This window comes from Mesorhizobium silamurunense (assembly GCF_014843905.1).
Taxonomy (GTDB): Bacteria; Pseudomonadota; Alphaproteobacteria; order Rhizobiales; family Rhizobiaceae; genus Mesorhizobium; species Mesorhizobium silamurunense.
In genome coordinates, this window is the sequence record NZ_LPVS01000016.1 from 1 (window position 1) to 23,415 (window position 23,415).

23 protein-coding genes and 2 pseudogenes are annotated in these 23,415 nt (G+C 62.6%); 14 read left to right on the top strand and 11 right to left on the bottom strand.

Annotated features, from left to right (window positions below; genetic code table 11):
* Both AU465_RS36155 and AU465_RS03830 read left to right on the top strand, forming a co-directional pair.
* Window positions 1-148, top strand: a pseudogene (locus AU465_RS36155) (IS91 family transposase); the annotation flags it as partial.
* Window positions 149-661: 513 nt separating this feature from the next.
* Entirely contained in the window at window positions 662-1,123 is a 462-nt protein-coding gene (locus AU465_RS03830; RefSeq protein WP_192244192.1) for a phasin, read from the top strand.
* A gap of 185 nt (window positions 1,124-1,308) precedes the next feature.
* On the opposite strand, the gene AU465_RS03835 is transcribed toward AU465_RS03830, so the two are convergent.
* Window positions 1,309-1,542, bottom strand: coding sequence for a hypothetical protein (locus AU465_RS03835; protein WP_192244194.1), 234 nt, complete (start codon window positions 1,540-1,542; stop codon window positions 1,309-1,311).
* Window positions 1,543-1,748: 206 nt separating this feature from the next.
* A complete protein-coding gene (locus tag AU465_RS03840; RefSeq protein ID WP_140889221.1) occupies window positions 1,749-1,928 on the bottom strand; it encodes a hypothetical protein in 180 nt (59 codons plus the stop codon).
* A 132-nt stretch (window positions 1,929-2,060) separates the two neighbouring features.
* Here AU465_RS03840 and AU465_RS03845 point away from each other — a divergent pair, with 132 nt between their 5' ends.
* Entirely contained in the window at window positions 2,061-3,572 is a 1,512-nt protein-coding gene (locus tag AU465_RS03845) for a CYTH and CHAD domain-containing protein (protein WP_312891186.1), read from the top strand.
* Between the two features lie 270 nt (window positions 3,573-3,842).
* Here the strand turns inward: AU465_RS03845 and AU465_RS03850 are convergent, their stop codons facing one another.
* Window positions 3,843-4,055, bottom strand: a complete 213-nt coding sequence (locus tag AU465_RS03850) for a hypothetical protein (RefSeq protein ID WP_192244196.1) — start codon at window positions 4,053-4,055, stop codon at window positions 3,843-3,845.
* A 23-nt stretch (window positions 4,056-4,078) separates the two neighbouring features.
* The gene (locus tag AU465_RS03855; protein ID WP_246505852.1) at window positions 4,079-5,629 is read right to left on the bottom strand and encodes an acid phosphatase; all 1,551 of its coding nucleotides are present in this window, start codon (window positions 5,627-5,629) and stop codon (window positions 4,079-4,081) included.
* Window positions 5,630-5,773: 144 nt separating this feature from the next.
* On the opposite strand from AU465_RS03855, the gene AU465_RS03860 reads away from it, so the two are divergent.
* Window positions 5,774-6,313: an HdeD family acid-resistance protein gene (locus AU465_RS03860; protein WP_192244200.1), complete on the top strand. Its 540-nt coding sequence runs from the start codon at window positions 5,774-5,776 to the stop codon at window positions 6,311-6,313.
* Between the two features lie 67 nt (window positions 6,314-6,380).
* On the opposite strand, the gene AU465_RS03865 is transcribed toward AU465_RS03860, so the two are convergent.
* Window positions 6,381-7,364 carry a bifunctional riboflavin kinase/FAD synthetase gene (locus AU465_RS03865; protein ID WP_192244202.1) on the bottom strand — a complete coding sequence of 328 codons (984 nt, stop codon included), beginning with the start codon at window positions 7,362-7,364 and terminating at the stop codon, window positions 6,381-6,383.
* A gap of 33 nt (window positions 7,365-7,397) precedes the next feature.
* On the bottom strand, window positions 7,398-8,258 hold the full coding sequence (locus tag AU465_RS03870; RefSeq protein ID WP_192244204.1) for a TIGR01459 family HAD-type hydrolase: 861 nt from the start codon (window positions 8,256-8,258) through the stop codon (window positions 7,398-7,400).
* A gap of 299 nt (window positions 8,259-8,557) precedes the next feature.
* On the opposite strand from AU465_RS03870, the gene AU465_RS03875 reads away from it, so the two are divergent.
* The 4 genes and pseudogenes from AU465_RS03875 (at window position 8,558) to AU465_RS03890 (ending at window position 12,917) form a co-directional block, all read left to right on the top strand.
* Window positions 8,558-10,459 (top strand): TadE/TadG family type IV pilus assembly protein, encoded by a 1,902-nt coding sequence (locus tag AU465_RS03875; protein ID WP_192244206.1) that lies wholly within the window; start codon window positions 8,558-8,560, stop codon window positions 10,457-10,459.
* 26 nt (window positions 10,460-10,485) lie between these two features.
* Window positions 10,486-11,361, top strand: a pseudogene (locus tag AU465_RS03880) (TadE/TadG family type IV pilus assembly protein); the annotation flags it as partial.
* 309 nt (window positions 11,362-11,670) lie between these two features.
* Window positions 11,671-12,099: a YybH family protein gene (locus AU465_RS03885; RefSeq protein WP_192244210.1), complete on the top strand. Its 429-nt coding sequence runs from the start codon at window positions 11,671-11,673 to the stop codon at window positions 12,097-12,099.
* Window positions 12,100-12,284: 185 nt separating this feature from the next.
* Window positions 12,285-12,917 (top strand): LysE family translocator, encoded by a 633-nt coding sequence (locus tag AU465_RS03890; protein WP_192244256.1) that lies wholly within the window; start codon window positions 12,285-12,287, stop codon window positions 12,915-12,917.
* 14 nt (window positions 12,918-12,931) lie between these two features.
* Here AU465_RS03890 and AU465_RS03895 read toward each other — a convergent pair whose 3' ends face one another.
* Window positions 12,932-13,756 (bottom strand): DUF2189 domain-containing protein, encoded by an 825-nt coding sequence (locus AU465_RS03895; protein ID WP_192244212.1) that lies wholly within the window; start codon window positions 13,754-13,756, stop codon window positions 12,932-12,934.
* Window positions 13,757-13,917: 161 nt separating this feature from the next.
* Here AU465_RS03895 and AU465_RS03900 point away from each other — a divergent pair, with 161 nt between their 5' ends.
* Complete coding sequence (locus AU465_RS03900) at window positions 13,918-14,424, top strand: CAP domain-containing protein (protein WP_192244214.1); 507 nt, start codon at window positions 13,918-13,920, stop codon at window positions 14,422-14,424.
* Between the two features lie 222 nt (window positions 14,425-14,646).
* On the opposite strand, the gene AU465_RS03905 is transcribed toward AU465_RS03900, so the two are convergent.
* Window positions 14,647-15,090 carry a hypothetical protein gene (locus tag AU465_RS03905; RefSeq protein ID WP_192244216.1) on the bottom strand — a complete coding sequence of 148 codons (444 nt, stop codon included), beginning with the start codon at window positions 15,088-15,090 and terminating at the stop codon, window positions 14,647-14,649.
* A 456-nt stretch (window positions 15,091-15,546) separates the two neighbouring features.
* Here AU465_RS03905 and AU465_RS03910 point away from each other — a divergent pair, with 456 nt between their 5' ends.
* Window positions 15,547-16,191 carry a peroxiredoxin-like family protein gene (locus AU465_RS03910; RefSeq protein WP_192244217.1) on the top strand — a complete coding sequence of 215 codons (645 nt, stop codon included), beginning with the start codon at window positions 15,547-15,549 and terminating at the stop codon, window positions 16,189-16,191.
* A 451-nt stretch (window positions 16,192-16,642) separates the two neighbouring features.
* On the opposite strand, the gene AU465_RS03915 is transcribed toward AU465_RS03910, so the two are convergent.
* The 3 genes from AU465_RS03915 to AU465_RS03925 all read right to left on the bottom strand — a co-directional run bounded on the left by AU465_RS03915 (window position 16,643) and on the right by AU465_RS03925 (window position 20,137).
* Window positions 16,643-18,175: a DHA2 family efflux MFS transporter permease subunit gene (locus AU465_RS03915; RefSeq protein WP_192244219.1), complete on the bottom strand. Its 1,533-nt coding sequence runs from the start codon at window positions 18,173-18,175 to the stop codon at window positions 16,643-16,645.
* A gap of 283 nt (window positions 18,176-18,458) precedes the next feature.
* The gene (locus tag AU465_RS03920) at window positions 18,459-19,661 is read right to left on the bottom strand and encodes an HlyD family secretion protein (RefSeq protein ID WP_192244221.1); all 1,203 of its coding nucleotides are present in this window, start codon (window positions 19,659-19,661) and stop codon (window positions 18,459-18,461) included.
* Complete coding sequence (locus AU465_RS03925) at window positions 19,658-20,137, bottom strand: MarR family winged helix-turn-helix transcriptional regulator (protein ID WP_192244258.1); 480 nt, start codon at window positions 20,135-20,137, stop codon at window positions 19,658-19,660. Before AU465_RS03925 ends, AU465_RS03920 begins: the two co-directional genes overlap by 4 nt.
* 211 nt (window positions 20,138-20,348) lie before the next feature.
* Here AU465_RS03925 and AU465_RS03930 point away from each other — a divergent pair, with 211 nt between their 5' ends.
* The 4 genes from AU465_RS03930 (at window position 20,349) to AU465_RS03945 (ending at window position 23,405) form a co-directional block, all read left to right on the top strand.
* Window positions 20,349-20,504, top strand: coding sequence for a hypothetical protein (locus tag AU465_RS03930; RefSeq protein WP_192244223.1), 156 nt, complete (start codon window positions 20,349-20,351; stop codon window positions 20,502-20,504).
* 61 nt (window positions 20,505-20,565) lie between these two features.
* A complete protein-coding gene (locus AU465_RS03935) occupies window positions 20,566-20,856 on the top strand; it encodes a hypothetical protein (RefSeq protein WP_192244225.1) in 291 nt (96 codons plus the stop codon).
* A gap of 118 nt (window positions 20,857-20,974) precedes the next feature.
* A complete protein-coding gene (locus AU465_RS03940) occupies window positions 20,975-21,583 on the top strand; it encodes a CDP-alcohol phosphatidyltransferase family protein (RefSeq protein WP_192244227.1) in 609 nt (202 codons plus the stop codon).
* A gap of 34 nt (window positions 21,584-21,617) precedes the next feature.
* Window positions 21,618-23,405 carry a bifunctional alpha/beta hydrolase/class I SAM-dependent methyltransferase gene (locus AU465_RS03945; protein WP_192244229.1) on the top strand — a complete coding sequence of 596 codons (1,788 nt, stop codon included), beginning with the start codon at window positions 21,618-21,620 and terminating at the stop codon, window positions 23,403-23,405.
* Window positions 23,406-23,415: the final 10 nt, after the last annotated feature.

A 23,415-nucleotide genomic window follows, 5' to 3' on the forward strand; every position in this document is an offset into this window, starting at 1 on the left:
TGACGACACCACGGAAGGACCGGACGACTTCCGCCCACCATGCCCCTGCTGTGGTGGCCGCATGATCGTGATCGAGGTGTTCGAACGATGGAGGCAGCCGCGCGGGCCGCCACACGGCTTCCCGTCGACCGGGAGCAGCACGCCATGACCCGGCATGGAATGGTTCAGCCTTCAGCTGCAGGCGCTCAGCTTGCGGCAACGGATCGACGCACGTCCATGGTGATTATCGTTGCCGACAGAGCCGCGCCCAGCCGCCCACCGTCCCGACAACACCGCGCCGAGGTGCAACGAAGCGGTCTGTCCGCATTCACCCCAGCCCTTCCCGAAGACGGTCGAGCCATCGCCGACATCTGCCGAAATCCGAAATCCCCATAGTCATCGCCTGTGGCCCGCGGGTTCCTTCCTCGGGGACTTTCGTACGCCTGCCGGCGCCCGAAACTCTTCACGATAGCGGACTGGCTTCTTTCGGAGGAGTAATCGTAACCGCGGACGTTCAGATCCGCCTGAGGCGGTGAATTGCACGAAGCATCGTCAACGGGTCGCAACGGCACATTCGGTGTCGCGCGCAAATTCATGCCGGTTACATAAATCCGTTGCGACGGTCTCGTACATGATGGGGACGGCTTTGTTTTGAGGCAGTCCCTGGAAAAAGGATGGAAAAATGTCCAAGCTCCCCGGCAAGACCGAAACGATCGAAAATGTCGAATCCCCCGCCTTCGACCCGTCCAAAGCTACCGAGCAAGTTCGCGCTGTTGTCGACCAGGGCGTTGAGCAGTCGACGCAAGCGTTTTCCAAATTGAGTTCGGACGCCGAAACGACACAAAAGGCTCTTGAGTCGACCTTTGAAATGGCCAAGACCACCGGCAACGAAGTGTCCCTGAAGATGATTGCGGCTCTGAGAGACAATGCCGAAGCCGGCTTCGCGCACCTTGAGGCTCTGGTTGCCGCGAAGTCGCTGTCCGAGTGCATCGAACTGCAGACCGCTTTCCTTCACAAGCAGATCGAAAAATCCGCTGAACAGGCCAGAGGCCTCAAGGCCGCGATGATGAGAGCTGGCGAGGACATGTCCAAGCCGATCAAGGATGCCTTTGAGAAGGCTTTGAAGGAACGCAAGACTGCCTGATCGCCTCAGGCATCCGAGACCGAAGTCGTGCCTAGTCCCTGGGGTTTATTGCGCCGGTCTTCTTCCATTTGGTCGGACGGGCTTTGGCCGCCCGACCGCGTCGGAGTGATATCGCTGGTTTCTCAGCCCGTCCGCGATAAGTTGCAGAGTGTTCGGCAATCATTAGGACGCACGGGCTCGCCTCACTAAGCGTCGCCGCTCACTCGGCCTGCGATGGCGAATGCCTGTAGGTTTTTGACCTTTCCGTGATCCTGGTCGGCGTTAGCGATAATCGAAAAGAACGCCGCGCGGGCGATGTCTTTCTTTGACGCGTCCGGGTGTTCCCTCCTTGCCGCCTTCAATAGTTGTTTCGGCGTCATATCCGGCGTCACAATCCGCATCAGAGTGTCGCTGATCGTCCTTAATTCCGTTGCATCCATTGGGAAACTCCGTCCCTGGCTCCCCACTAACAATTTTAGCAGAGCGCCTTCGTTAGCTGAAACTAAATTCACGTTACAATGGGAGACGAGCCAGCGCGCGTTCCGGGCGGGTCGGCTGTCTCATTTAGGGCGAAAGCGCTTCGCCGCAACGGCGCAACCAGCCGGCCGGCCGGTGCCGCTCGGAATGGGGAAGCTGTTCCGACAGTTCAGTCTTCCTTCAAATCTTCAGCTTCGTCCTTGAGCTTGGTCCAGTCGGCACCATGCTTCCGCAACAAGGCGCGCGCCTGTTTCGGCGTGACGTCGGCAATTTCCGTCAGGTGCTCTACCTCCAGCTCTTGCCCCTTCACAACGCGGCTCGCCTTCTTCTTTTTTTCTTTGGTAGCCATCACATTTGTCCTTCTCTTGCATCATCGGGTGAACGAGGACCGAGAAGTGTGGTTCCGCTTCGCGCATTGTCGTGTGCCGGCTTGAGGTCCAGCCACAGTTGGTCGAGGCGGGCGGTTGTTTGTGACAGCTTTATGACGCACCATGCAGGTGGGGTCCCTTCGATTGCCGTGAAGCGAGGCGGCGCCGAGGACATCATGCAGGAAACGGAACTGAAGCTCGAGCTTTCGCAATCGGGTGCGCGGTCGCTCCTCAAGAAAAATCCGTTCGCATCCTCGCCCACCATTCTTCAGCAGAGATCCATCTATTTCGATACCTCCGGATGGGACCTGTCCAAGCGCGGCCTATCGTTTCGCATTCGGCAATCGGGAAATGAAAGGATACAGACCGTCAAAGTCGGCGATGGCGCCGCGGCCGGATCGTTCACACGCGAGGAATGGGAGCGACCGGTCGCCGGCGACACACCGGTACTTGACGATCCGCAGATCCGAGACCTGCTTGCAGGGGATGGCCCAAAGCTCGCGCCCTTGTTCGAGGTTCATGTCAAACGGCATCGTTGGAATGTGATCGATGGCGACGATACGGTCGAGGTCGCTCTGGATCTTGGCAAGGTCGTTGCAGCCGATCGCGAGGCGCCGGTCTGCGAGATCGAGTTGGAAAAGAAGGCGGGCTCACCGACAGCGCTGTTTGCGCTCGCCCGGAAAGTCGACCTGATCACGCCGGCGCATCTCGGCGTGCTGAGCAAAGCGGAACGGGGCTATCGTCTGCTTGGTTCGGCTCCTGGTGCCGTGAAATCCGCCGCGACCCCGCTCACTTCCGAGATGAGCGCGGCAACGGCTTTCGCGCGTATCGCAGCGGCATGTCTCAGACAGTTTCGGCTCAATGAAACGGCGCTCGGCTGGTCTCGCGATGCCGACGCCCTGCACCAGGCTCGCGTGTCGCTGCGACGGCTGCGCTCCCTATGCTCGATCTGCAAGTCGCTATTCGACGACAGCCGTTTTGACTACCTGCGAGAAGAATTGAAATGGCTCGCCTCGGAACTTGGCGATGCACGCAATATCGACGTGATGATCGGTCGCGCTTCCAGCGGGGCTCTTTCAAGCCGTCTTCAAGAATCGCGCGACGACGCCTATGCGGCGGTCGAAGCATCGTTCTCCTCAATACGCGCCCGCTCCCTGATGATCGATGTCACTGAGTGGATTTCCATCGGGGACTGGCGAACCCATTCGGACGAAATGTTGCACGAACAGTCGTCAAGGGATTTCGCCTCGGATGTATTTGATAAACTTTGGAAAAAGGTGGCGAAGGGCGGCAGCAATCTCATCGATGCCGATGACGAGACCCGCCATAAAGTGCGCATCGCCGCAAAGAAACTGCGCTATGCGGCCGAGTTCTTCGAGCCGCTTTACAACAGCAAGGCGGAAGCCAAACGCCATCGACGGTTCATCGAGGCGATGAAGGGCCTGCAGGATCATCTCGGCGAACTCAACGATATCGCTACCGCCCCCGATATGCTGGCAGCGCTGGAGCTTTCGGACGTGGCTGGTGCGAAGGATCTCTTCAGCGCCGACGACAAGTCCAAGCTTCTCAAGGATGCCGCGGAAGCACACGACGCCTTTGTCAATACCAGGCGCTTCTGGCGTTGAGGCAGCATGCAGAGGGAGCGACGAAGCTCCAATGCCCGCTTCTGGCGCAACCTCAGCGCAATCCGGGCAGTGTCCGCTAAGCGGCGAAGTCGCACCAGCGGAACGCAGCTGGGGACGTCGAGTTCGGACGCGGCGTACGACCGGACGTCGCTGCGTCCACCTCGTGACGTCTTTGGCGGCAAACAAGAGAAAGCGCGCTCTGTCACGCCACGGCGCGGCTTGGTGAAAATCCGTAACGAAGGCGGTAGCCGTAGGCGCGACGTCGTCGGATCAGGCGCCGCGCGGTGCGGCCGGCAGGTCCAGCAGCCTGGTCACCGCCTTGGCACCCTTGCCCGAAACGCGCGCCGATCCGTCGTCACTGACCTCCACCGTGGCGCCGTTGGAGAAGCTGAGGGACCAGCCGTCGCCTTTTGCACTACGGCGGCGGTCGGTGAGCTCGATGCCGTCGGCAGTGACCAGGGCGACAATCCTGTCGACGTCCATCTTCGTCCTCCGGATACGGCCCTTCAATTGAGGTCGAGCCCGCCGGTAAGATCGCCGAGCGGCGGCTCGCCATGCGCGGCCACGGCCTTGTCGCGCACCACGATGCCATGCAGTACAGGCAGTTCGAAGCGCTCGGTGATCAGGCGCAGGATCGACGTCGTGTCATAGGGCGTGTGATCGACATAGCCGTGTTTGGCGAAAGGCGAAATGATGATCGCGGGGATGCGCGTGCCCGGTCCCCAGCGGTCGCCCTTGGGCGGAGCGACATGATCCCAGATGCCGCCGTTCTCGTCATAGGTGACGACGACCAGCATATGCGGCCATTGCGGACTTTTCTCCAGATGGGCGACGACATCGGCTATATGGCGGTCGCCGGCCTGGATGTCGGCATAGCCGGAATGCTCGTTGAGATTGCCCTGCGGCTTGTAGAAGGAGACCTGCGGCAGGGCGCCGTCGTCGATGGCCTGGATGAAGCTCACGCCGCCGAGCCCCGCGTCGCGCAGATGCTCGCGCCTGGCCTCGGTGCCCGGAGCATAGTTGGCGTAGTAGTTGAACGGCTGGTGATGATACTGGAAATTCGGGGTCGGTGTGTGATTGCCGTGGTCGAGCGAGTATTGCCAGGCGCCCGAATACCACGCCCAGCTGACGTGCTTGAGACTGAGCATGTCGCCGATCGTCGGCTCCGTCTGTGGCGGCAATGTCGTCGGCTTGGCCGGATCCGCCATGCGCGGATCGCCGCCAGGCGCCGGATCGTTGCCGCTCGGCTGGTAAGGCGGCTGCATCGTGTTGACCGCATAGAAATCCGGCGTCAGATTGCCGTCGGAGACGAATTTCGGGATACCGTCGCGCGCCGATTTCGGCGAATTGTCCGCGATCTTCAGCGCTGTGCCGCTATCGTCCGTCACCGAGATCGACGGCTTGGCCGGGTTCTTGTCGGCATCGGGGTAATAAGGCGCGCAGGCGCAGACCAGCCACTGGTGATTGAAGAAAGAGCCGCCGAAGCCGCCCATGAAGAAATGGTCGGCCAGCACGTATTTCTGCGCGACCGCCCACATGTCGGTCTTGGAGGCGTCCCAGTTGCTCATCGGCATGGCGCCTGAATCGGCCCAGGCGACGAACATGTCGTTCTTGCCGCCGTTGATCTGCATCTGGTTCTGATAGTAACGGTGCCATAGATCGTGCGTTGCGACGCTGAGCGGAACGTTGAAACCTTTCGCGTCGTTCACGGTGAAGGGCTCGTTTGGAAGGTGCTCCGTCATCGCCTGCGTCACCGGCGGCGTGACGCCCTTGGCGGTCAGTCCGTCCCAGACCGGCGGCAATTCGGACAGCACCGAGCCGTCGCGGTCACGCTGCTCTAGGCTTTCCTTGCTCGCCTTGTCGATGCCCTCGGCACCGGGGAAATGGCCATAGAGATTATCGAACGCGCGGTTCTCGGCGAAGATGACGACCACCGTTTCTATCTTGGCGATGCCGTCCGGCGGATCGCCGGGCTGCGCCGCGAAAGCGGGAGCCGAAGCGGCAGTGCACAGAGCGAGAGTCGAGGAAAACAGGGCGAGCCCAGAAGATCGCTTCATCGCCATACCTCCCTAGCGCAAAATGAAATGACACCAGCTTCGGTGCATCTTGGCAATAGCCACCGCGCTGGACGGGTAATGCCATTGGGATTACCTTTCCTTCAACCGCAGGATGCGCGGCCAGATCTGGAGGGAGATGCGACCATGACCTTGCAAGATGCGATCGGACGGACGCGCGACAAATGGGGATGGTTCGTGGCACTCGGCGTGCTGCTCCTGATTTTCGGCGGCATCGCCTTCGGCAATCTGTTCATCGCCACCGTCGCTTCGGTCTATGTCGTCGGCTGGCTGATGCTGATGGCCGGCGCCATCGAGATCATCCATGCTTTCGGGGTCAAGACCTGGGGGCGCTTCTTCTATTGGCTGGCGAGCGGCCTGCTCTACGCCGTCGCCGGCTTCTTCGCCTTCGACAACCCGTTGCTTGCCTCGGCGGTGCTGACGTTGCTGCTCGCCATCGCCCTCGTCGCTTCCGGGCTGCTGAGGGCGTGGGTCGCCTTCAATCACCGGCCGGAGCAAGGCTGGGGATGGCTGCTCGCGGCCGCCATCATCACAATCCTGCTTGGCCTGATCATCGCCATGGGCTGGCCGGTCAACAGCCTGTGGGTGCTCGGCATGTTCCTGGCCGTCGACCTGATCTTCCAGGGCTGGAGCTTCATTGCCATCGGCCTGGCGCTGAAGAGGTAGCAGCCCGTCGGTTGTTTTTTACGCAATTCCGGACGGAAAACCGCTAAACACTTTTCCTGGAATTGCTCTAGAAGCAGATCGCGGCGTCCAGCTCGGAAAGCGGGCGAACGCCGGCGAGCAGCGCCCTCGCCTCGGCCTCGTCGAGCTTCATCTGCGCCACCAGCGCATCGAGCCCATCAAACTTCAGCTCGGGGCGCAGATAGCCGAAGAACGACACCTGGCAGATCTCGCCATAGAGATCGCCGGAGAAGTCGAAGACATAGGTTTCGAGCAGCGGCGCGCCATTGTCGTCGACGGTCGGGCGGCGCCCGAAGCTGGCGACGCCATCGTGAAGCGTGCCGTCGGCGCGGCGGAAGCGGACGGCGTAAATGCCTTCCTTCAGAGTGGCTTCCGGCGAAAGCCTCATGTTGGCGGTCGGGAAGCCAAGCGTGCGGCCGAGCTGCTGGCCGCCGATCACCTCGCTCTCGACGGTGAAGCGGTAGCCGAGCAGGCCGGCGGCCTCTGCTACCTCGCCTTCGCAAAGCAAAGCGCGAATGCGGCTCGACGAGACCACCTCGGCGCCCTCGTCGCGGAAGGCATCGACCAGCGTGACGCCGAAGCCGTGGCGCTCGCCGGCCGCCATCAGGAAGGCCGGGCCGCCCTGGCGGTCCTTGCCGAAGTGGAAGTCGAAGCCGGTGACGGCATGGCTGATGCCGAGCCTGTTTTCCAGCACATCGGTTACGAAAGCCTCGGCCGAGAGCGCGGCGAAGTCGCGTGTGAACGGCTGCTCGACGAGGGCGGCAAAGCCGAGCCTGGCCAGGAGCCGCGCCTTCATCGGCGGCGGCGTCAGCACGAAGAGCGGCACCTCCGGCCTGAATACCTTGCGCGGGTGCGGCTCGAAGGTGAGCACCAGGGCCGGCACGCCGCGGCGGCTGGCCTCGGCCAGCGCCCGCTCCAGCACCGAAAGATGGCCGCGGTGGACGCCGTCGAAATTGCCGATCGCCACGACGCCGCCGCGCAGATGGGCAGGCAACGGCGCGACCGCCGAAATGCGTTCGAAAGCTTGCGTCATGTCAGAGGCGCCCGTCATGGCCACGCTACCAGCCTATTGCAGCCGCGGGATGACGGCGACCGGCCGATAGCCGTGCTTTGCGAGAAAACCCGCCAGCCTTTCGGGATCTGGCTGCAGCGGGTCGCCATAGTCGCGTGCATGAATGCCGCCCGAGACATAGAGCACGTCGAAGCCGTTGTCGGCGGCACCCTTGACGTCGGTCATCATGCCGTCGCCGATGGCGAGAACCTGTTTGCGCTCGACCGCGTGGCCGATGAGGCCGGCGACCTCCTTCATGGCGAGGCTGTAGATCGGCGCGAAAGGCTTGCCGGCGATCAGCGTGCGGCCGCCGAGCTGCGCATAGTCGCGCGCGAGCGCGCCGGCGCACCAGATGGTGCGCTCGCCGCGCTCCACCAGAATATCGGGATTGGCGCAGATGAAAGGCAGGTTGCGGGCGCGCAGCCGCTGCAGCAGCTCCGCATAGTCGGCCGGCTTCTCCACCTCGTCGTCATAGAGCCCGGTGCAGACGATGCCGGAGGCTTCGAACTCCTCCACCAGCTCGACGTCCAGGCCGTCATAGAGGGTGAAGTCCCGCTCGGGCCCGATGTGGAAGATCTTCCTCGGACCCTCGGCGATGAGGTCACGCGTGACGTCGCCCGAGGTGACGACACGGTCATAGGCATCTGCCGGAACGCCGATCGCATTCATCTGCGCAACGACGTCGGCGCTGCGGCGCGGCGAATTGGTGATCAGCACCACCGGCTGTTTTGCCGCGCGCGCCCGGGCGAGCGCCTCCGCGGCGACGGGAAAGTGCCATTCGCCATTGTGCACCACACCCCACACGTCGCACAGAATGGCCGCGTAACTTCCTGTCAGATCGGCGAGCGAAGCGATGATGTCCGGCGAATCCGCCATGCCGTTTTCCCGAGGCTGATCTTAGGCAAAGCCGCGACAGCCATCCTTTGGTTCGGAGGCCGCCACGGCCGGTCCCGCATAACCGAAGCATTCCATCCTGTCACCAGCTTTCGCCATCGCCGGCGGGGCGGGCTCCGATATCGCCCGTTCGGAAGCACAGGGTTAATGCGCCGTCAAAATGGCGGTGTGTTCTTGATTGTTTCGCGCAAGCTGAAATTTAACGATTTATGACCATGGTAGCACATCAATTACGACTATGGTCGTATCTCACCATGGGTCTTTGGCGGGGGCCAAGCGCAATGATCCGCGAATTTGTCCGCGACAGGCGGGGCAACTATGCCCTGATGACGGTCATCACAATGATACCGCTGATGGGCGGCGTGGCGCTTGCCGTCGACTACACCGAGTTGATCCGAGAGAGACAGGAGACACTGAACGCGCTTGATGCGGCCGGTCTTGCTGCGGCGCAGCAGATCCTTGCCGGAGCGAGCGACACTGATGCCAAAGCCTATGCCGAGCAGTTCTTCGAGGCCAATCTCAGGCATGTCCTTCCGACCAACACGACGCTGACCGTCACCCTGCCCAACAACAATGCAGGCGGCGGCACGCTGGTGATGGAGGCATCCCTGAAATACCACCCCTATTTCGTGCCGGTGGCGGCGATGCTGCTTGGCGGGACGACGGGGGACCCGGTAGTCAATTTCTCGGCGAGGTCGGAAATCCGGCTCAGGAACACGCTCGAGGTGGCGCTAGTTCTCGACAATTCCGGGTCCATGACCGAGCTCGGCCATGGCTCGAACAAGGTGCGATTCGATTTGCTGAAAAGCGCTGCCAAGCAGCTTGTCGACCAGTTGGCCGGCCAGGCGCAACTGATGAGACAAGTAGCCAAGCCGGTCCAGTTCAGCCTCGTCCCGTTCGCCGCCTCGGTCAATGTCGGAACCGGGAATGAATACGCAAGTTGGATGGACACGACGGGAATCTCGCCCATCCATCACGAAAATTTCGACTGGACGACGATGAGCCAGGCGGCGTCGCCGTGGGGATCGAGCAAATATGTGCAACCGGTCGGCAGCGCTTGGTACGCGCGTGGCAGCGGGTGGGATGCGACCCAAAAGGACCAGCCACTGACGCGCACTTCGCTCTACAAACAGATGCAGCGTGTGGCGTCGATCACCTCCAACACGACATGTACGGGCAAAGGCAACAACAAGGTTTGCACGACGACCACGACGCCAAACTATGCCAGTATAGCGAGTTGGGGCGGGTGCGTTGAATCCCGGCCGTATCCCTACAATATCCAGGACACCGCCGCTTCCACGGCTATCCCTGCGACATTGTTCGTGCCGATGTTTGCCCCAGACGAAACCGACAACATCGACAGCTTTTCGCGTCCCGCTTACAGCAATTGGCATCTCGATGGGTCGACAGACACCGACGCAGAACGGCAGTGCTACATGCCGAAATATTTCACTCCGGGTACCGCTGTCACCCCCGCCTACGGGATGAACGCCGGGCCGAATACAAGTTGCAGCACTACTGCGATCACACCGCTCACCGACGTATCGACCTTAGCGGCCGCCACGTCCGTCAAGACAGCCATCGACGCTATGGCCGCCAGCGGCGCCACCAACGTGCCGGAAGGCATGGCCTGGGGCTGGAGGACCCTTTCCAGTGCGGCCCCGTTTACCGAAGGCAGGCCCGAAAGTGAAAGGGGCAATGACAAGATCCTGATCGTCCTGACGGACGGCGCCAACACCTACTACACACCAAATTCGCTTGGAGCCAACGACCTGGCCGGCGCCAAATCTACCTATTCGGCCTTGGCTTATGCGAAGCCGTACAACACGACCTACAGCTATGGCCGCCCGTTCCTCGGCACCAGCAGCAGCGTCAGCAAGACGGACTATTCGAGTGCCAATTATACCAAGGCCATGAACGAGCATTTCGCTACGCTTTGCGATAATGCAAAGACGGCCGGCGTCATTGTCTTGACCATCGCACTCGATCTCGATGCGAGCAATACGGCCGAAAAGGCCCAGATGAATGCGCTGAAGGCCTGCTCTTCCGACTCGCACTCCCGCAGGGACCCGACCGACCCAAGCAAACCGGCGAAGCTGTTCTGGAACTCGACCGGCGCCACGCTGTCGGACGACTTCAGGGAAATCGGCAACGAATTGTCGAACCTGCGCATCGTCGGTTGATTCGAAAGAGGAGCCGCTTACGACAGATGCGCGAATTCTGGCTTCGATTTTGCCGCGACCGGCGCGGCAATTATGCCCTCGTGACGGTGATCGCCATGGTGCCGCTGACGGGCGCCTTGGCAATCGCCGTCGATTTCACCGAGCTCAACCGCCAGAAGCAGATGGTGCTGAATGCGCTCGACGCCGCGAATTTTGCCGCCGCGAGGCGGTTGGCGGAAGGCGCCACCGACGACCAGATCAAGGCCTATGCGGTCGACTTCTTCAACGCCAACCTCAACACCATCGACCCGGCGACGATCTCGCTCGACGTGACGCTGCCCAGCAGCCAGGCCGGCGGCGGCCTGGTGACCTTGTGCGCGACGCTCAACTACCACCCCTATTTCTACCCGGCGGCGGCTCTGCTCAACGGCACGTCCGAAGGTGATGCGAACAAGCCGATCACGCTCGGACCGTGCTCGCAGGTGCGGCTGAAGAACACGCTGGAAGTGGCGATGGTGCTCGACAATTCGGGGTCGATGTCGACGAAGGGATCCGGCACTGGGCAGAAGCGCATCGACCTGCTCAAGCAGGCCGCCAAACAGCTCGTCGACACCCTCGCCCAGCAGGCGGCGCAGATCAAGCAGATCGACAAGCCGGTCCAGTTCAGCCTCGTGCCCTTCGCCGCGTCGGTCAATGTCGGGCCGGACAACGACAACGCCTCCTGGATGGACGTCTACGGGCTGTCGCCGATCGCCGACGAGAATTTCGACTGGTCGACGCTCAACGCTTCGGACAGATACGCCGACAAGATCAACGGCATCTGGTACAAGAAGGGCACCGGCTGGGGCGACGAGGAAAGCCAGGTGCTGAGCCGCTTCTCGCTCTACCGGGACATGAAGGTCGTCACCAGCCACGAGCGGATCACGGTTGCGCTCGACATGTCCTCGACCGACGCCGGCGACAAGAAGGCGATGGACGCGCTGAAGACCTGCTCGTCCGACTCCCGCTTCCGCAAGGATCCGACCGACCCTAGCAAGCCCGCCAAGCTGTTCTGGAACGCGACCGGCGCGACGCTGTCCGACAATTTCAAGGAAATCGCGAACGAGCTGTCGAATTTGCGGGTTGTTGGGTGAGGCACATAAACGATTGCTGGCGCGCCCAGCGTGAAAAGGCAGGATCGGGGGCTGGTTTTCAGATAGTATCCTCTTTCCCTATCATCTGAGGATGCTGAGATGTTGGCCGACCTCGCGAAACTCATCGAGCAGGATCATTTAGCCGTGGATGCCTTCGTCAAGGGCGATCCCGAGCCTTTGAAGAGTCTCTACTCACAACGGGATGACGTCGTCATCGCCAATCCGTTCGGCCCGCCGGCCAAAGGATGGAAGAAAGCTGCCGAAACGATGGACCGCGCCGCTACCAACTATCGGGACGGCGAGGTTATCGGCTTTGAGCGCATTTCCGAGTACGCAACGACGGATTTGGGTTACATCATTGAGATTGAGAGGGTCCGATCCAAGGTCGGCGGCAGCGACAAGCTGGTGCCGATTACACTTCGAACCACCACTATATTTCGGCGGGAGGAAGGCGCGTGGAAGATCGTCCTTCGTCATGCCGATCCGATAACCTCGCCTCGTCCGGCGACCTCGGTCGTCGGTGAGTAAAAGGCTACCAACGCCCGGAGACGACAGCCTCCGTTCGGGGCTGCGCAGCGCCACCCGCGGCATCCGCCCGCTCTGGCGCAACGGCCGACGCCGGCAAGCCCTTGCGCGCGTTCGCGGCACAAGGCACATGTCGGATGCTCGCCGGCATCGGACCGTCCATGCCGCAGGCGCTGGAGATCAAAGCCGTGCCCGACGCCGCCAACCATCTGACCTTCGCGCTGATCTGCCTCGGCATGGTGCTCACACCCGGGCCGAACATGATCTACCTGATCTCGCGCTCGCTGTCGCAAGGGCCGAAGGCGGGGCTGATCTCGCTGGGCGGCGTGGCGCTGGGCTTCCTGTTCTATGTGCTGTCGGCCGCTTTCGGCATCACGGCGCTCATTTTCGCGGTGCCTTACGCCTATGACGCGCTGCGCATTGGCGGCGCGCTTTACCTGCTGTGGCTTGCCTGGCAGGCGCTGAGGCCAGGCGGCCGCTCGCCGTTCCAGGTGCGCGAGCTGCCGAAGGACAGGCCGCGCAAGCTGTTCGTCATGGGGCTGATGACCAACCTGCTCAACCCGAAAGTGGCGGTGCTTTATCTCTCGCTGCTGCCACAGTTCATCAACCCGGCGAAGGGCCATGTCCTGTCGCAGCTTCTGGTGCTCGGCGTGACGCAGATCTCGATCAGCCTCACCGTCAACGCCATCATCGCCGTGACGGCAGGCTCGATCGCCACCTTCCTTGCCGGACGGCCGTTCTGGCTGGTCGTCCAGCGCTGGATGATGGGCACGGTACTGACGGCGCTCGCCCTGAAGATGGCGACCGAAGCCCAAAGGTAGCTGGCGAGGCCCCCCTACATCGGCCGACGGACCGGTCGGATCTGCTCCGGCTCGATCACCTTGCGATAGAGATGCCAGGTCGAATGGCCGAGGACAGGCACGACGACGGCAAGGCCGGCAAACAGCGGGATCGAGCCGATCACCAGAAGCACGGCGACGGTCAGGCCCCAGAGCGCCATCTGCAGCGGGTTGGCCATCACCGCGCGCGCCGAAGTCTCGATCGCCGATACGGCGCCGACATCGCGGTCGAGCAGCAGCGGGAACGCAACCACGGTAGTGGCAAGCACCACGACCGCAAAGACGAAGCCCGCAGCGTTGCCGAGCAGGATCAGCGTCCAGCCTCTGCCGGTCGTCAGCACGTCGCGCAGGAAGGCGCCGACCGATGCCGGCGGCTCGGCGCCGAACAGGCTGGTGTAGATCGTCTGCGCGGTGAACAGCCACAAAAGGAAGAGCGCGAAGAGCAGGACGCCGATCACCGCGATCGAGGGCAGCGCCGGCGAATGGCGCACGTCGAGCGCATGGTGCCAGCGACTGCTCATGCCGAGCTCGCGCCGGCGGCTGATCTCATAGAGGCCGATGGCTGCGAACGGGCCTATCAGCGCGAAGCCCGACATCAGCGGATAGACGAGTTGGATGGCGTTGGAGCCGGAGCTCCACCGCGTCAGGATCAGGCCGACGATCGGATAGATCAGGCACAGGAACACATAGTGCGAAGGCTTGGCCCAGAAATCCTCGGCGCCGAGCCGCAACGCATCCCACAGATCCGACGTGGTGATATGGCGCACCGTGGGCTGCACATGCATCCCTCGCGCGTCCGCCATGACATGAAAACCAGCCATAACCGTCCTCCGTATTCCGCGGTCACCGCCTGGGTGGCCGCCCGTGGCTGCCACTTTCAAGAACGCGGCGATGATAGCCGATCTTCCGGGAGTTGTCGCCGCTTTACGCGATTTTCATCGCCTGCCCGGCAAAAGCCATGATCGCCGGTATCAGAGGCCGGATGACCAGCCTGACCACCGAATCCCTCATTCTCGACAGACGCATATTGCTCAAGGCCGTCGGCCTTGCGGCGCTTGCCGGCATCGCGGCCTGCAGCACCGTATCATTGCCGACCGGCGAAGGCTCAGGCGTGTCGTCCTCCGCCGCCACCACGTTGAGCACGATCCGGACGTCAGCCGGACTGCCGGCGCTGGTCCCGGATGCGCAGCTCGAACAGGCCGCACTCCAGCAGGCCGGCTACATGGCCTCGCGCGCCCGTATGAGCCACACCACGGGCTGGGGCAAGGATTTCGCCTCGCGCATGAAGGGTAACGGGGTGCGCGGCGCTGCGGGCGAGAACATCGCCGAGGGCCGCTTCGACCAGCAAAAACTGTTCGACATCTGGATGCATTCCGACGGCCACCGCCGCAACATGCTCGACCCGGATTTCGGCCGCTTCGGGCTGGCCTATGTGCGCGACGGCCGCGACCCCAGCCTGCGTTACTGGGCTCTGGTGCTGGGTCGTTGAGACCGAAGAGCCGCCGCCTGCGGGCGGCTCCGCCATCAGCCAGAAGGACCCGCCAGACATTAGTTATATCTAAATGACTGGAGTGGGGCGGTTTCCTGCCCGTCGGCTTTCGGTGGTCAAGTGATGCAAGCGGACGTTGGGACAGCCGACGTGACCGACTGCTTCGCGCCTCATCTCAGCCATCCAACGTCTTAGAGGAAGATATTAAAAGCCGCCGCGCGATTATTCGGCTGGCACAGGATCCGGCGCAGGGACCACGACCGCCGACGAGGCCTGGGCCATGTTGAACCGCAGCACCTCCTCGAAAACTCGGTTGCGCGCCTTGGCGTCGGTAATAAGCGAGGCGGCCGGCATTACATAGAGGTGCAGCGGAATATCGTCGTCTGTGCCGATGGCGAAGTCGTCATAGACCACCCGTTCGCTTAGCGAGAACACGTCCTTGAACCCGGTACGCTTCATGTCTTTATAGAATTCGTCATCGATCTCGACGACCGAGAAGGCGAACACTTCCCGCACCGTCTCGATCCGGTCGACGAGCTCGCTGGCATAGAGGCGGCACTGTAGGAGCGCCTTGTTGTTGTCGAAGATGTCGGCGCCAGGCTTCTTGAATTCGATGATGACTAGCCTGTTGGGATGCCCCTCGTTATCCTTGGAAAAGCCTCGCAAGTGTCGTGATACGATCCGTTGACGACCCTAGTCGCCGCAGACTTCAGCGTCAAAAAACAAGCTTCGGAACCTGACCTTCAGAACAACAATTCGGGAGTGCTACCGAGTGAAATTCATTCGCCACATTGGCTCCGGTCACATCGAAGCCGCCCAAGTTTCAAGACGTTGAGCACCGTTAGAACGCATCTGAAAGATCCTGTCGGTCTCGCCGCTGTGGTCGTCCCATGGCACGGATGAGACGCGCCACTGTTTGCCGCGGCGCCCGAGACGGCTCGCGATACGCGTGAGCCGCAGATGCTTTTTCGTGCTATGATGGGCTTGCAATCTTGACCTCGGCAATATGGCAGAGGCCGAACGCTGTTTGCTCTGGCGCGGGAGTTTGCGCCCAGCACGGGCCCAACCCGAAATGTAGTGTTGCTGCCTTTTGCCGACTGAGCTTGGGCGAGGAGTTTGTCCATGTCCATGTGTAGTGTTGACCGCCCACTGCAGCCGGGCGACCCAGCGCCCAATATAGTGCTCGATGCTATCTCGCGCGAAGGCAAGATTGCGCTCAATGATTTTCGAGGCCGTAGCCCGTTGTTGATCGGTTTGTTTCGCGGTCTGCACTGTCCGTTCTGCCGCCGTCACGTCGCGGCCATGGCGCAACTCAATCCGGCTCTGCGTGAGAAAGGCGTCGAATGCCTAGCAGTGGTCAATACGCCGGTAGAACGGGCACGGCTCTATTTCCGCTACCACCCGATGCCCCACCTTCTCGCCGCGTCCGACCCGGAGCGGGCCTCGCATCGTGCTTTCGGCTTGCGCGAGGTCGGGATGGACACGGTCACGGCGATACGGATTGACCTTCCGGGCGAGTTGCCAGAACCTATGGACGTGATGGCAATGAACGAGTTTCTCAACAAGAAGGAAGGATATGAGATTACGGAAGCCGATCAGCAGATGATGGCTTCCGGCCAGGGGCAGCTTGTCGGTCAGTTCCTAATCGACCGGGAGGGCATCGTGCGCTGGAGCTTCACTGAAGTTCTGGAGGTTGGTCTCCAAACGTTCAGGGCGCCGAAACCCGAGGAACTGATATCGGTAGCGTCCCAAGTCGCACATCAATAGGCTGCCGAAAAATTCGCTCGACGACCGCGCCCTGTAACGATTCAATGGGTTTGAGGCCATGATCAAGGTGCTCAAGCGCGGCGGCCCGCGTCCGCCCGTAAGCTTCGTAGCGATTCCATTCAACGGGCGGACGCTAGAGTGAGCCAGCCTCAGCGCATAGGCCAGGCGACGTCCCTCCGCAATCACGTGGTTTCCGACAGGCGCGCAGTACGGCGATTTTCCACCCGTTCAAGGCCTTCCGGCAGCGTGCTTGCAACGGCTGGATAGGGTCACTGTTACGCCTTCAGGCAGCACCCGGCGTTGGAGGTACCGGATGTCCCTCAATGACCGGATTGTCCGTTACCGGGAAGTTGGGCCCTCCGATACCTGAGATTTTAGCGGACACTTTGACCCCGCGATCATCGCCAAGCACGCCGCCTGAATCCGACTGCTAGAGGACCGCCGCGAAACGTCAATCCATGTGCGCCGCGGGCGCGCCGCCCGCGGGCGCGGCCTTCGGCTTGCGCAGCAGGACCACGAACGGAACGGCAAGCAGCGTCATCACCATCAGGATTTTGAAGTCGTTGATGTAGGAGATCATCATCGCCTGGACATTCACCAGCCTGTCGACCTGCGAAAGCGCGGCGGGATCGCCGGCGGCCGCAGCCGGCGAGGCCGCCCACAGATTGGGATTGTACGGGTTGATGAAGGCCGACAACTCGCCATGGTTGATCTGCGTGTTCTGCACCATGAGTGCCGCAACCACCGACACGCCGATCGACGAGCCGAGATTGCGCACCAGGCTGAACAGCGAGGTGGCGTCCGTGCGATAGCGCACGTCGAGCGTGGCGAAGGCAACCGCCGACAGCGGCACGAACACCATGCCCATGCCGAGGCCCTGGATGACGCCCGAAGAGATAATCAGCCAATTGTCCATCCGCGGCGTGAAGCTCGCCATCGTGTAGAGCGACTGCGCGGTAAGCAGGAAGCCGATGGCGACGAGGATCCTGGCATCGATCCTGTGCATGATGCGGCCGACGAACAGCATCGAAATCATCGTGCCGATGCCGCGCGGTCCCAGCACGACGCCGATGGTGACGGTCGGGTAGCCGAAGATATTGGCAAGCATCGGCGGCAACAGCGACATCGAGGCCAGGATCAGCACGCCCATGACGAAGATGAAGCCCAGGCCGGTCACGAAATTGCGGTCGAGGAAGATTTTTGGGTCGATGAAGGGACGTTCGGACGTCACCGTGTGAATGATGAACACCCAGAAGCCGGTGATCGACAGCGCGAGCTCGATCCAGATCTCGGTCGAGGAGAACCAGTCGACCTCGCCGCCGCGGTCGAGCATCAGCTGCAGCGCGCCGACGCCGAGCGAGATCATGGCGAAGCCGAAGAAATCGAAGCTGCGCACGCGCTTGGCGACGACAGGCAGATAGACGGCCATGCCGAGGAAGGCGAGGATGCCGACCGGCAGGTTGATGAAGAACACCCAGCGCCAGTTGAAATTCTCGGTCAGCCAGCCGCCGAGCGTCGGCCCGAGGATCGGCCCCAGCATGATGCCGGCGCCCCAGATGGCCATCGCCTGGCCATGGCGCTCTCTCGGATTGATGTCGAGCAGGAAGGTCTGCGACAGCGGCACGATGGCTGCGCCGAACACGCCCTGCAGCAGGCGGAAGAGCACCATCGTCTCCAGGCTCCAGGCCAGTCCGCAGAGCATGGAGAAGATGGTGAAGCCGACGACCGAGGCCAGGAACAGCTCCTTGCGGCCGAGCCGGTCGGCAAGCCAACCGGTGACCGGCGTCATGATCGCCGCGGCCACGATGTAGGAGGTCAGCACCCAGTTGATGTTGTCGGGCGAGGCGCCGAGGTCGCCGGTCATGGTCGGCAGCGCGACATTGGCGATCGTGGTGTCGAGCGCCTGCATGATCGTCGCCAGCATCAGCGCGACCGTGATCAGGCCGCGGTGCGGCACTTCCTTGAAGGGTTCGGGCATGCTCATGGCGCTGAACTTCCAGCAGGTAACAAAAACGTGTACATTGGGTTTCCGGGCGGCGAGGCCTTCCGTTGAGAGACCCTCATCGCGGTGGGACGCGACTATCGATGTGGGGGTTACATCGACCGAAGGTCTCTATTCGAGCGGAAACCTGAGGACCGACGGGTCCGTGCCGAAAGCTTCGGCTTCGATCAAAGCCGCAAAGCGGCTTGTCTCAAAACGCCCGGCTTTCCCACTCCTCCCATCAAACCAATCCCCTGCTCCAACTCCTTGTTTCTAAAGCGCGTCGCTACTGCGCGTGCTCGCCGGCCGTGGCGTGACCGAAGATCGACGGCAGGCCGCGCGCCACGCCAGTGTCGACGGTGACCGTCGCGCTCATGCCGGTGCGCAGCGCCATCTTGGCGTCGGGGTCGGTCAGTTCCAGGCGCACGGGGATGCGCTGGGTGACCTTAACCCAGTTGCCGGTGGCGTTCTGAGCGGGCAGCAGCGAGAACTCGGCACCGGTGCCGGCGCCGATCGCCTTGACGGTCGCCTCGAAGGTCTTGCCCGGATAGGTGTCGACCACGATCTCGGCCTTCTGGCCCGGCTTCATATGGGTAAGCTGGGTCTCCTTGAAATTGGCGTCGATCCAGGTGTCGCCGGTCTCGACCAGCGCGAACAGCGGCGTGCCGACGGCGACATACTGGCCGAGCTTGAAGGACGAAGCCTGGTAGACGATGCCGTCGGCCGGCGCCTTCACCGTGGTCTGCGCGAGGTCGTAGGCGGCCTTGTCGCGCGCGGCGATCGCCGACATCACCGTCGGATGCTTGTCGGTCTCGATGTCCGGGTTGCCGCCAAGGGCAGCCTTGGCGCTGAGGATGCCCTGCTCGGCGACCGCAAGCTGCTGCTTGGCCTTGTCGAGGTCGTTGCGGGCCTCGTCCAGCGACGACTTGGCGTTGATGCCCTTCTGGGCGAGATCGGCGGCGCGGTCATATTGCGACTGCGCGTAGTCGACCTCGCTCTTGGCCGATTTTTCCTGCGCCATCGCCTGGCTGTAGGCGGCGCGCAGCTGCTCGACGTTGAGGCGCGCGGCGGCCACAGCCGCGTCGGCCTGGGCCAGCGCAATTCTGTAAGGCTCCGGGTCGATGACGAAGAGAAGGTCGCCCGCCTTGACCGTCTGGTTGTCGGCAATGCCGACCTTCACGATGCGGCCGGCCGTATCCGAGGCGATCGAAATCCTGGCCTGCTGCAGGTTGGCGTTCTCGGTCTCCTGATAGCGCCCGCCGGTGACCCAGACATAGGCGCCGCCGGCAAGCAGGGCAAGCGGCAGGGCGACCATCAACAGGAGGCGGCCGAGGCGGCGCTTCTTCTTCGGCGCCGGCGCCTGCTGCGGCACAGGCGCCACGGAAACCGGGGCGGTTGCCGGCTGCGCCGGGGCTTCGGCGACCGGCTGAGCCGACGCCTCCATCTCCAGCTTGGTGACGTTGTCTTCTATCTTGGCTGCCGCGTTCATTTTGCTGCGCCTTCCGTATTCTTCATCTTTTCCAGGGACGACGCTTCGCCGTCCGTCAAATTCTGCACGATCGTGTCCAGCGTTCGGATCAGGACGCGGCGATCCTCCGGCGACACGCCGGCAAGCGATTCCTCGTAGACCTCGCCGGCAAGGCTCTTGACGTCGGCATAGGCCGCGTTTGCCTTCTCGGTCGGGAAGATCATGCGCACGCGGCGGTCGGCTGCGTCGGAGCGACGCTCGATCCAGCCGCCCTCCTCCATCCTGTCGACCAGGCGCGAGACGCTGATCGGCTCGATCTCGAGGAGTTCGGCGAGCCGCGCCTGGGCCACGCCCGCCTCCTTGGCGACGCGGACGAGAAGCCGCCATTGCGCCGAGGAGAGGCCCAATCCACTGGCGCGCGCCTCGAAACGCTTGCGCATCAGGCGCTGCACGTCGTGGATCAAAAATCCCAATCTGTCGATGCCATCTGAAACCATGAGCGGCATATATAATAAGCGTGCTTACTATTCAAGCGAAATGCGTTGTTCCAGACGCCGGCAAATCGCATGGCAGCCATGCGAGGGGTTCATGGTTGCTTGGACACTGAAGGCGAGCCTCAGGCAAAGCATGCTTCGAGCGGCCTGCCGCATACCGGGTTTGCGGACGGCACGGTTTGCTGCATAGATTCGGCGCGGCAGGGGCGAATCCATGGTCGACATCTGGCAGGTAGGCATTGTGCCCGAACCGATCGGCAACGCGCTCGCCCCGCAAAGTTTGGACAAGGGCCGCATCGTCTGGCTGCCGCCGCAGGGATCGTTCCGCTTCATCGCCGATCCGTTCGGCCTTTTCCACGGCGACCGCTGATGGGCAACTCCATTTTCCGACACAGGACTGCACCACAAGCTACGGCAGCGCCATCAACCTGTTGCGCATCGAGCGCCTGACGCCGGACGAATTTTCGGCCGGCATCGTCAAGCGGCTGTCGCCGGAGGGCTGGCTCGACGGCTTCGACAAGGGCCTGCACACGCTGTCGGACGGCGGCGGCGTCACGCTGATCGACGTGAAGCGGATCGAGCCCGCATGCTGCCAGTCGAGCACCAAGCTCCGCCTTGAGGGCTTCTGCCTGCTGCTCATTCCGGCAATGCACAAGGCCAGTCATCCATTCGCCGATCGGGCACCTGATCAAGCTGCAATACCGGCTGCGGCGAAGGTTTGAGGCGATGCGTTCATAGCAAGGCGTCAACCGTCTGAAATTCACTGTGTTTTTGGCGCATGCTGGTGCCATTCGGCATCTTCATGATACAGGGAGAAGCGTGGATCGGGGGATCAACGCAATGCCGACGCTCTATGCGCTCAAGCCGGCCTTCCAGGACAGGCTACGGCCGCTGGTCGAGAGGCTGGCGACAATGGGCATCACGGCCAATGGCATAACGATCCTTGCCGCCTTGCTGTCCATTGCCGCCGGAACGGCAATCGCGCTGCTGCCGGGCTGGCGCATAGTTCTTCTTCTCATTCCCGTCGTGCTTTTCGTGCGCATGGCGCTCAACGCCATGGACGGCATGCTGGCGCGGGAGCATGGACAGGCCTCAACGCTCGGCATGTATCTGAACGAGATCTGCGACGTCGTCTCGGACCTCGCGCTGATCCTGCCATTTGGGGCCTTCCCGCAGTTTGGCGCCTGGGGTGTCGTCGCCTTCGCCATCGCCGCGGTGCTCACCGAATTCGCCGGCGTGCTCGGCATCGCCGCAGGCATCGGACGCAACTACGCCGGACCGTTCGGCAAGAGCGACAGGGCGCTGGCGCTCGGCGTGGTCGCCGTGCTCACCGCCGCCGGGCTGTGGCCGGCGGCAATCGCGCCGTTTGTGTTTCCGGCCATGGCTACGCTTTCGCTGCTGACCGCCATAAACCGGATACGCGCCGGTCTTATTGGCAGCACCGGCTGAGCATCGAGGCGCCATGCCGCCTGAGGGAACCACCATGCTTCACGAACAGGTCGCCAGCGCGCCGGCGGAAAGCCTTGCGCGGCAAGCGCAGGAACGCACCTTCCGCAGCCATGACGGCACGGAGATCTTCTACCGCTTCTGGCCAGCGGTTTCGGCCAAGGCCAAGGGCGCGGTCGTGCTTTTCCATCGCGGGCACGAGCATGGCGGCCGCATGGCGCATCTCGTCGACGAACTGCGCATGCCCGACCATGCCTTCTATGCCTGGGACGCGCGCGGCAACGGCCGCTCCGAAGGTGAGCGCGGCTATGCTCCCTCCTTCGCGGCTCTGGTCCGCGACATCGATTGCTTCATGCGCGAGATCACCGCAAGAGACGGCATTGCCGTGCAGGACATTGCGCTCATCGCGCAGTCCTTCGGCGCGGTGCTTGCGGCCGCGTGGGTGCATGACTATGCGCCGAAACTGCGCGCCATGGTGCTCGCCTCGCCCGCCTTCTCGGTCAAGCTCTATGTCCCATTCGCCAAGGAAGGCATTGCGTTGTGGCAGAAGATCAACGGGCGCTTCTTCGTCAATTCCTATGTCAAGGCGAACCTCCTCACCCATGACCCGGAGCGCATCGCTTCGTTCGAGAACGACAAGCTGATCACTCGGCCAATCGCCTCGCATATCCTGGTCGAGCTCTACCAGCATGCGGCGCGCATCGTTTCCGATGCCCGTGCCATCACCGTGCCGACGCAGCTTCTTCTGTCCGGCAGCGACTGGGTGGTGCGGCACGCGCCGCAGCACGAGTTCTTCGTCAATCTCGGCAGCCGCATTAAGGAGCGGCATGTGCTGCCGGGCTTCTTCCACGACACACTGGGCGAGCGCGAGCGCGCCAAGGCGCTCGACCTGATCCGGCCCTTCCTGGAAGGGCAGTTCGCTTCGCCGACCGAAGCTGTCGATCTGAAGAAGGCGGACATCGCCAGCTACACGCGCGACGAGGCTGATCGGCTCGCCTCGCCGCTCGATCTTCTGTCGCCCAAGGGCCTCTACTGGGCGATGAGCCGCGCCTTCATCCGCATCGGCAGCTGGTTCTCGCAAGGCATGAAGATCGGCGTCGGCACCGGCTTCGATTCCGGTTCGACGCTGGACTATGTCTATGAAGACGAGCCGCGCGGGCTCGGGCCGATCGGCCGCATGGTCGACCGGACTTTCCTCGACGCCATCGGCTGGCGCGGCATCCGCCAGCGCAAGCTCAACCTCCAAGAGCTGATCGGCTCGGCGCTGGCAACGCTGAAGGCCGCCGGACGGCCCGGTCATATCCTCGACATCGCCGCCGGCCACGGCCGCTATGTGCTCGATACGATCGCCAAGAGCGCCGAACAGCCGGCCAGCGTGCGCCTGCGGGACTATTCCGACCTCAATGTCGAGCTCGGACGCAAGCTGATCGCCGAACGCCAACTCCCGGCGAGCGTCTCGTTCCAACGCGCCGACGCCTTCGACGGCGAGGGGCTCGCCGCACTGGATCCCGCGCCGGACCTCGCCATCGTCTCAGGCCTCTACGAGCTCTTCTCCGACAACGCGCTGATCGCGCGCTCGCTTGGCGGCCTTGCCCGCGCCATGCAGCCCGGCAGCCTGCTGATCTACACCAACCAGCCCTGGCATCCGCAGCTCGAGATGATCGCGCGCAGCCTGACCTCGCATCGCGGCGGCCAGGCGTGGGTGATGCGGCGGCGCACTCAAGGCGAGATGGACCAGCTGGTCGAGGCGGCCGGCTTCGAAAAGCTTGACCAGCGCATCGACCAATGGGGCATCTTCACCGTCTCGCTTGCCAGGCGGCTTTAGGAACCGTCCA